This is a genomic window from Limihaloglobus sulfuriphilus (assembly GCF_001999965.1).
GTDB classification, from domain to species: Bacteria; Planctomycetota; Phycisphaerae; order Sedimentisphaerales; family Sedimentisphaeraceae; genus Limihaloglobus; species Limihaloglobus sulfuriphilus.
The window spans coordinates 915,947-930,484 of sequence record NZ_CP019646.1; the positions used below are offsets into that span (position 1 = coordinate 915,947).

A 14,538-nucleotide genomic window follows, 5' to 3' on the forward strand; every position below is an offset into this window, starting at 1 on the left:
ATCCGGAGTTATACCAATGAACAGACGCACATTCATTAAGAATACCGCAGGCTTATCAGCATATGCGGCCTTTGTCAGCGGACTATACACTTCAGAAGCATTTGGAGATAATGCAAAAAGGCAAAATAAACTTGTAGTTAACCCTTATGACAATGTTGACTGGTCTAAAGCAGGGCAGTATAAAGCGGCTCTGCATACTCACACAATTCAGAGTGATGGGAAACATTGGGTTGATGAGGCGGTCAACAGTTACCGCAAAGCGGGATACTCAATAATGGCAATAACAGACCATGACACAGGCTCGCCAAACAGGCATGTGGCGCCCAGCGGTAATTCTTCAATTCCGGCAGAGATGGCGAGTTTCTATCCCAGAGAGCCCAGGCCGGAGAATTTTCCCGCCAATCCCACCTGGCCGTGGACTGATTACGGCTGTTCTTCTCCGGAAAATCTGGATATGGTAGGAATACAGGCCAACGAACTGACATACGAACATCACATTAACAGCTACTTTAACAACGCCGGATGGAACAACAATTCCAATAATCCGGTGGACAAAGACATAAAAAACTGGAACGACCACGAGCTTCATACCGTCAGAGATAAAGGCGGGTTAGCTCTGTTGTGTCATCCCGGCTGGATGAATGAATCGCACAGGAAGCCGCTTGAATGGTATATTGAACGGTTTAGAAAACATCCGTCCGAGTATTTGTTAGGTATGGAAGTGACAAATAATGACTGCTTCAAAAATGAGCCTTACGATATCGGGCTTTGGGATCAGCTGCTTACGCGGTTTATGCCCAAAAGACCTGTATGGGGCTTTGGCAATGACGACATGCACGGGCTTTATGTACCCAGACAGACGTTTAATGTATTTCTTCTCGATGAACTTACAACAGATAATGTTCGCAAAGCTATGGAATCGGGACAGTTTGTTTTCTGCAAGTCAACAAGGCACATCGATTACTCTAAAAGGAATTTTAAAGGCCTGGATACATATCCCAGAATACATAAAATTGCGGCGGACACATCAAAGGGCACAATTACAATAGAAGCCGAAGATTGCGATGAAATAAGATGGATTTCCGCTCCAAAATCATTTGAAACCACGGGTGACTACGTGACCTCTCTGCGGCCGTGGGAGACGGGCACAGTTGTTCATAAGGGAAAAACTCTTGATTATCTTAACACGCCGGGCATAAAAAACTACGTCAGGGCTGAGCTTCACCGCAAAGACGGCGAGCATGCCCAGAGGACTTTTACTAATCCATTTGGTTTCAGCTTGTCCTGAAATATTGTTTAATATTATGCGTTTAACATATACAGCGAAACTAATCATCGGTATTATAATCTACAGTGTAAGCGTTATTCAGGCCGTTGCCGGAGCTGTTTACCGCCAGGACTGTGATTTTGACTATAACGGCAAAATCGATTTTCAGGATTTTCAGGTATATGCCGATAAGTGGCTCGAGAATGATTGCGGCTTAACTGCCTGGTGCGGCGGCACTGATATAAACCGTGATGATTTAAACGACGTACTTGACTTTACTGAATTTGCGGCTGCTTACAGGGGCACCCCCTGGGATACTGATCAGCTTTTCAATACTCCACAATATGTAAGAGCACCAGAGCTGGATAGATACGGCGTGTCAGCTGGCTTTTACACCGGGCCGCAGTTTCAGGGCAGGCCGACCCGCGTATTTGCCTGGTATGGTTTGCCCGAGGGTGAAGGTCCGTTTCCAGGTGTTGTCGTAGTCCACGGCGGCGGAGGGACGGCAAACGCCGACTGGGTAGCCCAGTGGAACGCGCGAGGCTACGCGGCGATTTCTCTCGACACTACCGGCTCAATACCCTCGGGTAATTTCCCCGGCAAAATCAAGGATGAGCAGGGCGGCCCGGACGGCTGGGGCGGCTTCAATCAGATTGACTGGAACTATTCAGACCAGTGGGCATATCATGCCGCCGCGAATATTATCTCCGCCCATTCTTTTCTAAGGTCTCTTCCCTGTGTAGATGGAAATCGCACAGGTATCGTGGGCATATCCTGGGGCGGATACCTCACATCGCTTGCAGCCGGTGTTGATAACCGGTTTGCTTTCGTGATTCCGATATACGGCTGCGGTTATCTGTTTGAGAATTCCGGCTGGAATGCAGTTTTTGCTTCCATGAGCCGCCGGGCCAAAGACAGATGGGCAAACCTCTGGGACCCGTCAAGCTATCTCGAAAATGCACAGATGCCGATGCTGTGGCTCAACGGTACAAATGACCCGTATTTTCCGCCGGACTCGTATAAAAAGTCATATTCACTACCCGGCGGGACAGTGAACCTTGCAATAAAGGTCAGGCTCATCCACAATCACAACGCGGTAACGGATAACGGGGAAGTGTACGCTTTCGCCGACAGTATCTGTAAAGGCGGCAGCTCGATACCGTTTTTTACCGATGGCTGGGTTGCTGACGGCAGCGGATATGCCGCGTACAGCCCTGCGACGGAAATTACTTCAGCGGTGTTAGTATACACCGCAGATACCGGCGAATGGAAAGACCGCTATTGGCAGACTTTCGCCGCACAGGTTGATTCAGTGAATAATCTTGTTTGGGCCGAATTGCCGCAGAACGCTCAGGTGTGGTTTTTTAATATAACCGATTCTTATGGAAACATTTCGAGCAGCTCTCATCAAACGGGGCTGTAATTTTTTCTTGATGTTTAACCTCTAAAATCGCAAATTCTCTTTAATGCTGTTTAGCAGGAAAGCGGAAGATGAATAACAAAAAGACAAATATAATTTTTATACTTACCGACCATTTTCGGCCGGACGCGGTGAGTGCAGACACTCCTAATCTTCAGAATCTCGCCGCCGAAGGTGTCAGGTTTACAAACGCATACTGCGCCGCTCCGCTGTGCCAACCGTCAAGAACCAGCATTATTACCGGTATGTTCCCTTCGCAGACCGGTGTTTGCGGCAACCAGAATCCGCCGGTTTCAAATGAGCTGCGGGATGATACCTTTACCAACCGCCTGCAAAGGGGCGGATATTACACCGCTCTTATCGGCAAGCACCACTTTATAGACCGTTACGGGATCGGCATGGATATCAGGCAGGACGAAGAGGAGATAAAACGTTACGGTTTTGACAGCGTTTTGCAGGTGCTCGATGACGGTGAAAATACTCACAACAAGGATGACTACACGGCTTATCTGGAGGAGAAGGGACTTTTTGATGAGTTTATCAAGGTTTTCCCTGAAAGGGCGTGGCAGTGCAGGCCGCATCCATTTGGAGATGATGATACTGTTGACGGTTTTATCGGCACAAACGCGGTAAAGTTTATCGAGGAATATTCAAACGATAAGCCCTTTTATCTCAATGTCAGTTTTGTCGGCCCACACCCTCCGTTCTGGCACCCTGGAAAGCTCAAGCACGACCCGGAGAAAATCGCCGATCCGATAGGAGCGGCCTTCACCCAGGACGATAAAGTTATGAAGGCGCACTATTTAGACAGGTGCAGCCTGATCGATAAGTACATTGGTAAAATTACAGATGCCCTTAATCATAAAGGTTTTTACGATAATACTCTGATAATTTTCAGCTCTGACCACGGCGAAAATGCCGGCGATTTCGGCATCTGGGACAAGCGTTTCTGCTATGAGCAGAGCTGGGGCGTTCCTCTGATATTCGCAGGTGCCAGAACCATTGGTGAGCGGCGTATGTGCGGCAGCCGCGTAAGTAAAATGCTGGTGTCGCAGCTTGATTTGTATCCGACAATTCTCGCCGCGGCGGGCATGGAACCGGCCGCGGAACGTAATCGCTGGGGCAGGAATATTTTCAGGATGCTCGAAGATGAACCCGGCAGCGGGCATAGTGAAATTCATGCCCAGCTTGGCACGGTGCATATGATGCGCGACGGCTGCTGGAAGATCGCCTATGACCCTGAAGCCGGCGGCGTACAGTATCTGTTTAATCTCAGGTCTGACCCGAATGAGCTTTGCAATCTTGCCGGCGCTGCCGTCTATGAAAAGGTAACGGCGAGACTGTTGGAGAGGATACTTGACCATCGTATCCGGTTGAGCCAGTTTACACAGGTCAAGGAAGAACAGCGGGTTCAGGCCGCAAGGTATATTTAATTCAAAGTGTTATTCTGCATGGACTTGAGTAATGTATAAATTTTTAATTATAATTTTTGCCTGTTCGGCCGCTCTGTCGCAGACGTTATTTGTCTCGCCGCAGGGCAGTGATTCCAACCCCGGAACGAAAGAAAAACCCTTTGCGACTATTGAAAGGGCTAAGTCTCTTGTAAGAAACGAATTGCAAGAAAAAGCCGGTTTTGTGACCGTTTATCTACGCGGCGGAACCTACCGGCTCAAACAGACGCTTGTTTTCAGTGCTGAGGATTCAGCGGCTGACGGCTTCAGCATCAGCTACAAGGCTTATGCCGATGAGCGACCTGTTATCAGCTCGGGTGTCGCGGTTACCGGCTGGCAGAAGTGCGAAGTAGAACCATCGAATCTGCCCCAGGCCGCTAAAGGCAGGCTGTGGGTCGCGGATTTCCCGAAGGGTATAGATACATTCAAGACAATGTTTGACGATAAAGGCCGCCTGCCCAGAGCGATAGGAAAAGAGCATAAGCCGGCACTTCCAAGAACTGACCCTCGCGTTTCAGATAGAAAAACCCTGTATTTTCCCGCCGACAGCATGAGAGACTATGAAAATTTATCCGACGTCGAGATATGGATCGTGCCTACGTTTCAGTGGTGCCATAATATTTTGCCGCTGGAAAGTGTAAATGTCAAAGAAGGATTCGCAAAGACCAGTGTTACCGGAACATACCCGCTTGCTCAGAGAGAAAAGGGCTACGACCCGAGCCGGTTCAGGGTGTGCAACGCCGCTGATGTGCTCGATGAGCCGGGCGAGTGGTTCATGGACTCAAAACTGCGGAAGATATGGCTCTGGCCAAGAGACGTGAATAAACCGGAAAATGTTGTTATACCTTCACTTAATGAGATTGTAAGGGTTGAGGGTGAGCCGGGAAAACCTGTTTCGGGGCTTATCTTTGACGGCATAACCTTCAAGCATGCCAAACGGGATGAGATAACAGACCAGGACGCGGGACTTCAGCACGACTGGGAATACTGGAACAAGCCCAATGTCATGGTACGGTTTGTAAACTCTAAGGACTGTACTTTGCGAAACTGTCTCCTTACCGAGAGCGGCGGCGGAGGTGCCAGGCTTGATATGTATTCACAGAATAACCGGATTGAAAACTGTGAGATTTCCTGTCTGGGCGGAACAGGTGTCGCTTTTATAGGTGATAAGGTTGGCAGGGATTTTGTCAACAGAGGCAACCACTTGATTAACAATAATATACATCGCATTGGCCTGGAGTTCCATCACAGCGCGGCGGTTTTTCTCTGGCAGAGCGGGGAAAACAGAATCGCCAGTAACAAAATACATCACACGCCTTACAACGGTTTTTCAGTCGGCGGGGTGGTTAACCCGCATCTCTCACGTCAGTGGCGGGAAAACAACGTCCGTGAGCTGACCCGCGTTATTGATTACAGCGGACTGCCGTTTAAGGAGATGGAAACGCAGAATGACACGGATATTACCTGGCCGATGCTGCTGCCGTATCTGTATTCGCGTGACAATATCTTTGAGAACAACGAGATATACCGCAACGTTGAAATTCTCGGCGACGGCAACCCGTTTTATATCCGCATGTCCGGTTACGGCAATATTATCCGCCGCAATTATTTTCACAGCAACTACGGCTCTCACTCTGCCGGGGCGATGCGTTTTGACGGCCAGCAGGCAGGGTGCGTCTTTGAGGAAAACGTGATTTACCAGTGCACCGGCTGCGGGGTGAATTTTCACAAGGCCAACAGAATCGTCAATAATATCATTGTCGATATCAGAGACAATGCACAGATCAAACTGACCAGGCCTGCTCATACAGGCGCTGATATAGAAAGCGATGCAGGTCATTTTATACGTTGCGTTTACGGTTCGGGCTGGACGAAGGTTGGAGTACCGAATTATGACAAGGCCCAGATACGCAACAATGTAATGGTTCAGCTTTCGGAAGGTTTCTCTGAATTTTACGGCGATACGGTGCACTGGAAGGGGCGTACAGAGAAGTGGACAGATTTTACTTTCGTAAAAGATACTGACAACAATCTGATGTGGACACCGCATAGTCCAAAACAGCTTAGAGACTGGCTCAGTACAATACAGAAATCCGGGCTGGACAAAAACAGTACAGTTGCCGATCCGCTGTTTGTCGATTTGGAGAAGCAGGATTTCCGTTTCAGGGCCGAATCAAAGGCGCTAAAAATGGGTATAAAGCAGGTTGACGTACGTAATTGCGGCCTGAACAGTGAATACCCGCTCTGGCTTAGCGAGCGTATTGAAGATGACAGAGACAACCCTTTAGAAATAGAAGCCTTGAGGTAAAATGTGATAAAAATTTATTCTATAATGATTTTGTGTGCGGCATTGCAGGCCGCGGGCGTTGATTTTTACATCGCTCCCGACGGAAGTGATGCCAATCCCGGTACACTTGAAAAACCGTTCGCCACTATTGAAAGGGCGAAAACTGCCGTGCGAAACGCAAAGGCAGATTCTGTTGCGGATATAACAGTGCACCTGCGGGGCGGCATGTATCAGCTCAGAGAAACTGTTGTTTTCGAGCCGCAGGACGGCGGCAGCGAATCACGGCGTGTGACATACCGCAATTACAAGGGCGAGGAGCCGGTTATATCAGCCGGCGTGAGAGTAGATGGCTGGAAAAAGCTGAAAATCAAGCCAGAGGGGCTGTCGGCAGAGGCGCTGGACAAAGTTTATGTCGCTGATATACCGGAAGGTATCGGCAGATTCTACGCCCTGTATGACGGTCTTTACCGGCTAAGGAGGGCATCGGGCGAGGATTTTGCTCCTGTTCAGGGGCCCAAAGACCCGGGCGTATGGGAGACGCGAAACCAGCTGCATTATCCCGAAGGTACGGTTTTCAAGAATTGGAACAATGTCAGTGATGTAGAAATAATTATACGCCCCTGGTGCCTGTGGACAATGAACATACTGCCGCTGGAGCGGGTTGATGAGCAGAAAAGGATCGCATACACATCTTTAACCGGCACATATCCGCTTACGAAAGAACGCTTCGGCCGTTTCGGCAGCAAGTCTGTCTGGATAGAGAACGCGATTGAACTTCTGGACAGCACGGGCGAGTGGGTTGTAAACACCAAAACCCGCAAGATTTATCTCTGGCCCAAGTCTAATATCAGCAACAGCAGTATCTATATTCCAACGCTGAGAGAATTGTTTTACGTCGGCGGCTACGAAGAACGGCAGATACCGGTGCGGAATCTCTATTTCGAAGGCCTTACGTTTGCTCACGGCGACAGGGATGTCTGGACTGACGAGCGTATCGGTCTTCAGCATGACTGGGAAATGTACGATACGGCCAACGCCATGCTTCGCCTGAGATGGGCGCGGGACTGTGAGATAACCGGCTGCGCGTTTGTCGGCTCTGCCAATACAGCGATCCGGCTTGATATGTACGCTCAAAACAACGCTATACGCGGCAACATGCTCTCGCACCTCGGCGGAAGCGGGATTGTCCTGTGCGGCTACGGCCCGGGCAGCAGAGATCTCAACAACAATAATAAGATAATCAACAACCATATCCGCCATATCGGTGAGATTTACTGGCATAATCAAGGGATTTTGTTGTTCCAAAGCGGCAGCAACAGGATCGCACATAATCTGATCCACAATGTCCCGTATAACGCTATCAGCGTCGGCGGCGTCAGCCCGATGCTGTTTGAGTACAGAAAACAGAATTCCATACAGGAGCTTGGTCTTCAGAAAACGATCAATATGGACGATTGCGGCCATATCATTGAAAGTGAAAAGCAGACCCGCTGGAGTGATGTTCTGGGTTACCTGCACGGCAGGGATAATGTGATTGAGAACAACAGAATACATAATGCGGTTGAAATACTCGGCGACGGCAACGGAATCTATATAAGAATGGTTCCCGGGGGAAACACAGTCCGGAGAAACTATCTCTACGATTCAGCCGGCTACGGGGTGGCTATACGCCCGGACGGAGACCAGTTTGACTGTGAAATTTACGAAAATATAATTTCTAACTGGGCCTGCGGTGGAATTGCCATTCAGAGCAGAAATAGCGTATTCAACAATATCATCTTAAATGCCAGTATAACGGTTTCCTCGATTCCCGAGGTGGTACAGGAGCCAAACGGCTATCTCGTTTTTACCGCTGTCGGCAATAATTATGTCTATGGAGCCCCGCCGCTGGAGGAGGCACGGCTGCACAGAAACATCCTGTATCACACGCTTGATACTGAGCCGGTTTTTTATGTCACGCCTAATCCGCAATGGCCCAAGGATTATTACGATATGGTTTTCAAAGCTCTATGTGCACCTGATATTGATTATAACGTGATATACTGGAACGGCGACAAAGACGGTTTTTTGCAGGGATACATGAAAGACATACGCGATTCACGCGGCGATGACCATAATTCCATAATCGCAGACCCGCAGTTTGTCGAGCCTGCTATGGGCGATTTTCGATTGAAATTCAGCTCGCCCGCCCACCAGCTCGGCATAAAGGAAATAGATACAAGGCAGATTGGCCTTACTAACGAATATTCAGCAACATTAAGGAAATACGCAAAATGACAAGATTTATCACCAGCATTACAGTAATACTATCATTGGCACAAATACTTTCTGCCCAAACCGATTTTTATGTCTCGCCGCAGGGAAGTGACCGCAACGAGGGCACAATAGATTCTCCCTTTGCCACGATTGAAAGGGCAAGAGAGGCAGTCCGTGAAGCACTTGCGCAAACAGACGAGGATATATCTGTATATCTTCGCGGCGGCATGTATCAGCTTAAAGAAACTATTGTTTTCGAACCCCAGGACGGCGGCAGCGGATCACGGCGTGTGACATACCGCAATTACATGGGAGAGGAGCCGGTTATATCAGCTGGTGTGAGGATAGATGGCTGGGAAAAACCGCATGTTAAACCCGATGGACTGCCCGAAGAGTCCATTGACAAGGTTTATGTCGCCGACATACCCGAAGGTATCGACAGGTTCTACTGTTTGTATGATGGTTTTTATCAGCTTCCGCGTGCACGGGGAGAGGGCTTTACGCCGGTTCAGGATGCCAACGACCCGAACAGGTCAACCACACAGCTGCATTATCCAGAAGATGCTCTGATTAAAAACTGGGAGAATATAACCGATGTTGAGATATCCATACGTCCCTGGTGTTTGTGGGCTATGAATATCCTGCCGTTTGCAAAGGTGGATGAGAAGAACAGGGTGGCATACACTGCTGTTGAGGGCTCTTACCCGCTTACCCGGGAAAGGTACGAACGTTTCGGCGACAAATCCGTCTGGGTGGAGAATGTTCTTGAGGCTCTCGATTCTCCTGGCGAATGGGTCGTCAATACCAAAACACGTAAGATATACCTCTGGCCGACGAACGATATCTCAAAAACCGATATATACGTTCCTGTTTTGACAGAGCTTATTGCTGTCAAAGGCGACGAGAAGGCTCAAACTCCGGTAATGAATATGTCATTTAAAGGCCTTAACTTTGTACATACTGACCGTGATACCTGGAGCAATGACGATAAGGGGCTTCAGCATGACTGGGAGATGTACGACGATCCAAACGCAATGCTGCGGCTGCGGTGGGCACAGGGCTGCGAAGTTGACGGCTGCGGTTTTATAGGCGGCGGCTCAAGCGGTGTCAGGCTTGATCTCTATTGTCAGGATATCACAGTTAAAAACTGCGAAATATCTCGGCTGGGCGGTACCGGCATACTCCTGTGCGGTTACGGGCCGGGCAAAAAAGATTTCAATAAAAACAATTTGATTTTAAACAATCATATTCACAACATCGGCCGGCTGTACTGGCAAAGTGCGGCGATAATGGTATGGCAGAGCGGCAGTAACCGAATCGCGAATAACTACATCCACAATGTCCCTTACAACGCGGTGGTTTTCAGCGGCGCCAGCCTCATGACTTTCAGAAAAGGCATGGAAGGCCGTTTCGGAAAGAGAGAGCTTGAGCGAACTATCCAGGTTGAAGATTGTGCCGAGCTGTTTGCTTCCGACAAAAAGCTGACCTGGCCGCGTGTTATGCCGTATCTGCACACCCGCGACAATGTCTTTGAGTTCAACGAGGTGCATCACTGCATTGAGACGCTTGGTGACGGTAACGCCGTTTATATACGCATGTGCCCGGGGGGCAACATTGTCCGGCAGAATTATTTTCATGATATTTACGGCTCACCAAACACTGTTACCAGCGTGCTGCGTGCCGACGATGCCCAGGCGGGCTGTGAATTTGTGGAAAATATTATTTACAGATGTGTCGGTGGCGGGATTAACTCAAAGGCGGGCAACCTTATAAAGAATAATATCATAATCGACATCTTCACCGAGGATTGCCCTTTAAATGTCTATAAAGTCAAGCCAAAAGGTTATATTACATCGCAGCCCTCATCAACAGGTTACGCTGACACGGATTATATCTGGCATGATAAGACAGTAGCAACCCATAACGTTCTTTACAGTAATTCACCCGGTGAACCGGTTTTTTATAATTCAATCAATAAAAACTGGCCGGCTGAATACAAAGAAAAGATGAGTGCCGTTTACAATGCCCCTTATGTTGACAAGAATGTTATCTTCTGGGCGAATGACACAAACGGCCAATACGTTAAAAAAGTTATGCTGGAAATGAGAAAAGAACGCAGGGATGAAATAAATTCTATTCCGGCAGACCCCGGCTTTGTCGCCCGGGATAAAGGAGACTTTCGTTTCCGCCCGGGCTCACCATGTTTGAAGCTGGGTATCAAAGGTCTGAAAACAGAAGATATGGGGTTGAGCAGGCCGCTTGATGAACGATTCGAGAGATACGAACAACGGGCTAAGAATATACCCTTTTACCCGATAGTGGAAGAAGTTAAGACAACGGAAAAAACAGAAACCATACAAAAAGGATTTGGGCATGACTGATAAAACTAAAATCTTATTGGCAGTGATAGCTCTGGCGGCTGCCGGCGCGGTTATATATTTTACTTTAGACAAGGAAGAACCGGTAGAGCTGGATTTTGTTTATAAATGCACTGAATGCGGCAGGGTACTTGATCTGACCCGCAATCAGGTGGCCTCGGAAATGGCAGAGCTTAGGGATAGGTATCCTGAAATAACGCCAATGGGGCTCAAGATTGAATGCCCGGATTGCAAGACACGCACTTGCAGCTATGCCCTTAGATGCGGGCAGTGCGGGGAAGTTTTCGTTTATGACAGCAGAGCTGAACACCCGGAAATGTGCCCTAAATGCAAATGTAACCCGCGTGAGCAGAGTGAGTAATCCATAAACATATAAAGGTTTATAAATATGTATAAAAGTCTATTACTGTTTTTTGCGGCCGCATTGGCCTTGAATTCTTATGCACAACCAATTCCCGGCTGGATGTGGTGGGACGGCGGCGGCTCTGATGATCTTTGGACAACCGGCGATAACTGGAGGCGTGATGACGGGCAGTATCCGGACAACACCGTTCCAAATACTGACTGCAATGTATCGCTGGGTTATTTTTCCGCTTATTCGCCGGCTCACGCTGAGATTACCGAAGGCATGGGCATAACGGTTTATGGTTTTAGTATCGGCAACCGCGGCGAGGGAACTCTTGATATGTTCGGCGGAACTCTCAACGCCTATTACATGAATAATACGCAAAGCCTTTCTACAGCCAAAGCAACACTTAATATGTACGGCGGAGCAATCAATATTGAAACCTCAATCGGTGTGGCAAGAGATGGTGTTGGGGTTATTAACCTTGAAGGCGGCACCATTACCTGTAAACTGGTTATGATGGCTCTCAATTCAACCGGTATCGGCACGATTAACCTCCGCGGCGGTGAATTGGTCGTTAATTATGACCGCTCCAATCCCCAGCAGAACAACCTGAATATTCGGGCGGGCAGTAAAATTGATATCACCGGCGGGCTGCTGAAATACGAAATCGGCGGCCTTTATACTGCTGATGATTTTTATGATATGGCATCGGCCGGGAAAATCACGGCCTACGGCAATTCGCCCGGCGCCAGCCTTAGGATAACCGAGCAGGGCGGCTATCTCGTGTTGTCGGCCGAGCCGTGCGTTGATCTGCCTGAGACGGTATTTGTCGCTCCCGGCGGCAGTGACGAAAACTGCGGCACAATCTTCTCTCCTCTGGCTACATTTACAGCGGCGCGTGATATGGTAAGGCAGATGAGGAGTGAAGAGCCGAACCGTGATATAACGGTATTCTTTAGAGGCGGGACGTACTTTTTTGATGAGACGGTTGTACTTGATTATACGGATAGCGCACCTGATGGCTGTAAGACCGTTTTCGCGGCCTACAGCAGCGAGGAGCCGGTTTTCAGCTCTGGATACAATGTTACCGGCTGGCAGAAGCTTACAGTGGAGAATGAGCCCGATTATCTGCCCCAGGCCGCTTCGGGAAATATATGGGCGGCCGCGATTCCGGCAGAGGTCGGCGGACTTTTCAAGTCCATGTACGACGGCCGCAGCGAGCTCCCGCGTGCACGCAGCGGAGGTTTCAAGCCTGTTATCGGGCCAAATGATCCCGGTATTCATGATTTTGGCTACAGTGAACTGCATTACCCCGAGGGAACACTCTTCAGGGACTGGGCGAATATGTCCGATATTGAGATACTCATCCGGCCGCGGGTGCTGTGGATGATGAATATCCTGCCGCTCGAGTCGGTGGATACGGTTAACCGCATTGCTCATGTTGCGGTAGATGCGGTGTACCCGATGACCGATGAGCGGTACTATCGTTTTCCCGATGAGGGGTCGGTCTGGATAGAAAATGCTGTTGACTGTCTCGATTCGCCCGGAGAGTGGGTGGTTGATACCCTGGCAGGCATGATTTACTACTGGCCGCAGTCCGGGACGCCTTCAAACGAGATTTATATCCCTCTGCTCAAGGAATTTATAAGAGTTGAAGGAACAGAGGATTTTATCAGCCCAAAACCTGTGCAGGGAATCGTCTTTGACGGGCTTACCTTTACCTGCGGAGAGCGGGATAGCTGGGTTGACGGTGAAGCGGTAATCCAGCACGGCTGGGAATCATACAATAAGGATAACGCCATGCTGCGTTTCTGGTGGTCTCAAAACTGCAAGGTGACTAACTGCCGGTTTGAAAATTCCAGCGGCACGGGTGTCAGGTTTGATTTTTACAGCATCTGCAACAAGGTTTATAATAATACATTCACCCATTTGGGTCAGAGCGGCATTGTGATATCCGGCTACGGCCCGGGAATAAGAAACTACAGCAGGGATAACCGGATAATTAAAAATAAAATTTTCGACTGCGGCCGCCAGTACTGGCATTCGCACGGCATCATTCTTTTCCAGACCGGCTACAATGTCGTTTCGCACAACAGAATTTATGATATGCCTTATACAGGAATTACCCTGACGGCGATAGGCGAGCAGTTCTTTACCGAATGGGGACTTCGGCGGAACGAGATGTCCGCGACAATCCGCTGGGATGAGGTGCATATAGACCCTTACGACTATACAGGAATAGGCGGGGATGCGCCTTCGTTTAGTGAAATTGAGCGGTATCTATTTACCCGAAATAATGTTGTTGAGTATAATGAGATTACTGACGTAATGCGTGTGCTGGGTGACGGGAACGCGATATACCTGCGTTACTGCCCGCGAGGCAACCAGATACGCCGGAATTTCATACATAATATTGTCGGCGAGCATATACACGGCGGCATACGCTGCGACGACACCCAGGCCGAGGTTACTGTTATTGAAAACATAATCTATAAATGCGTACGCAAAGGTATTGTGTTCAAGGCCCGCAACTATGTTAACAACAACATTATAGCATGTCTTTACCAGGAGGATGATCCCGCTAATATTTTCAATGTCCCGCTTGATGGCTATATCGAAATAATGGACGGCGCACAGGGTTCTCAAATCAACAATAATATCTTCTATCACAATGGAGCTGATGGCCCAGATTATTTAGAAGAATATGCCGGCGCCGAAATACTTGAATATTGCCAGTCTCAAAATAATATTTTCTTTGATGAACAGAACCCGGCACGAGCACAAAGCTATCTGGCTTCTCTGCCCGGCCAATCCGGGAGCTTAGCGGCAGATCCACTGTTCGCGGATATCGCAAACGCCGATCTGAATCTCTCTGCCGGCTCACCGGCATACGGGCTTGGCTTCAAAGAAATTAAGTTTGACGCAATGGGGCTTTACTGGCCGTGGGATTTGAATTACAACGGAACTGTCGGCATAGATGATGTTATCTATCTCTCACAAAGATGGCTTCAGGATGATTGTTTTATTGACATGAAAGAGGAGCTTGCAAAGAGCGATTGTTTTGTTGATTACAGTGTCTTTGCGGAGTGGATTGCCAATTATAATGAAACCTCAAACATATGGGAGTGAT

The 14,538-nt window shown here is 48.7% G+C and carries 8 protein-coding genes; all 8 read left to right on the forward strand.

Features of this window, described 5'->3' with window-relative positions; translation table 11 throughout:
- The first annotated feature begins 16 nt into the window (after positions 1–16).
- The 8 genes from SMSP2_RS03495 to SMSP2_RS03530 all read left to right on the forward strand — a co-directional run bounded on the left by SMSP2_RS03495 (position 17) and on the right by SMSP2_RS03530 (position 14,537).
- A complete protein-coding gene (locus tag SMSP2_RS03495) occupies positions 17–1,288 on the forward strand; it encodes a PHP domain-containing protein (protein WP_146682632.1) in 1,272 nt (423 codons plus the stop codon).
- 16 nt (positions 1,289–1,304) lie between these two features.
- Positions 1,305–2,690 carry an alpha/beta hydrolase gene (locus tag SMSP2_RS03500; RefSeq protein ID WP_186804834.1) on the forward strand — a complete coding sequence of 462 codons (1,386 nt, stop codon included), beginning with the start codon at positions 1,305–1,307 and terminating at the stop codon, positions 2,688–2,690.
- A 68-nt stretch (positions 2,691–2,758) separates the two neighbouring features.
- Positions 2,759–4,120 (forward strand): sulfatase family protein, encoded by a 1,362-nt coding sequence (locus tag SMSP2_RS03505; protein ID WP_146682634.1) that lies wholly within the window; start codon positions 2,759–2,761, stop codon positions 4,118–4,120.
- Positions 4,121–4,151: 31 nt separating this feature from the next.
- On the forward strand, positions 4,152–6,446 hold the full coding sequence (locus tag SMSP2_RS03510; RefSeq protein WP_146682635.1) for a right-handed parallel beta-helix repeat-containing protein: 2,295 nt from the start codon (positions 4,152–4,154) through the stop codon (positions 6,444–6,446).
- Positions 6,447–6,449: 3 nt separating this feature from the next.
- Positions 6,450–8,702 (forward strand): right-handed parallel beta-helix repeat-containing protein, encoded by a 2,253-nt coding sequence (locus tag SMSP2_RS03515; protein WP_146682636.1) that lies wholly within the window; start codon positions 6,450–6,452, stop codon positions 8,700–8,702.
- On the forward strand, positions 8,699–11,062 hold the full coding sequence (locus tag SMSP2_RS03520; RefSeq protein ID WP_146682637.1) for a right-handed parallel beta-helix repeat-containing protein: 2,364 nt from the start codon (positions 8,699–8,701) through the stop codon (positions 11,060–11,062). Before SMSP2_RS03515 ends, SMSP2_RS03520 begins: the two co-directional genes overlap by 4 nt.
- Positions 11,055–11,420: a hypothetical protein gene (locus SMSP2_RS03525; protein ID WP_146682638.1), complete on the forward strand. Its 366-nt coding sequence runs from the start codon at positions 11,055–11,057 to the stop codon at positions 11,418–11,420. The genes SMSP2_RS03520 and SMSP2_RS03525 overlap by 8 nt, the downstream gene beginning before the upstream one ends.
- Positions 11,421–11,447: 27 nt before the next feature.
- Positions 11,448–14,537, forward strand: a complete 3,090-nt coding sequence (locus SMSP2_RS03530) for a right-handed parallel beta-helix repeat-containing protein (RefSeq protein ID WP_146682639.1) — start codon at positions 11,448–11,450, stop codon at positions 14,535–14,537.
- Position 14,538 lies beyond the last annotated feature (1 nt).

Bases quoted from the DNA above. Each gene is read 5' to 3' on its own strand.
- SMSP2_RS03495 (WP_146682632.1), top strand. From the start codon at position 17: ATGAACAGACGCACATTCATTAAGAATACCGCAGGCTTATCAGCATAT.
- SMSP2_RS03530 (WP_146682639.1), top strand. From the start codon at position 11,448: ATGTATAAAAGTCTATTACTGTTTTTTGCGGCCGCATTGGCCTTGAAT.
- SMSP2_RS03500 (WP_186804834.1), top strand. From the start codon at position 1,305: ATGCGTTTAACATATACAGCGAAACTAATCATCGGTATTATAATCTAC.
- SMSP2_RS03525 (WP_146682638.1), top strand. From the start codon at position 11,055: ATGACTGATAAAACTAAAATCTTATTGGCAGTGATAGCTCTGGCGGCT.
- SMSP2_RS03510 (WP_146682635.1), top strand. From the start codon at position 4,152: ATGTATAAATTTTTAATTATAATTTTTGCCTGTTCGGCCGCTCTGTCG.
- SMSP2_RS03520 (WP_146682637.1), top strand. From the start codon at position 8,699: ATGACAAGATTTATCACCAGCATTACAGTAATACTATCATTGGCACAA.
- SMSP2_RS03505 (WP_146682634.1), top strand. From the start codon at position 2,759: ATGAATAACAAAAAGACAAATATAATTTTTATACTTACCGACCATTTT.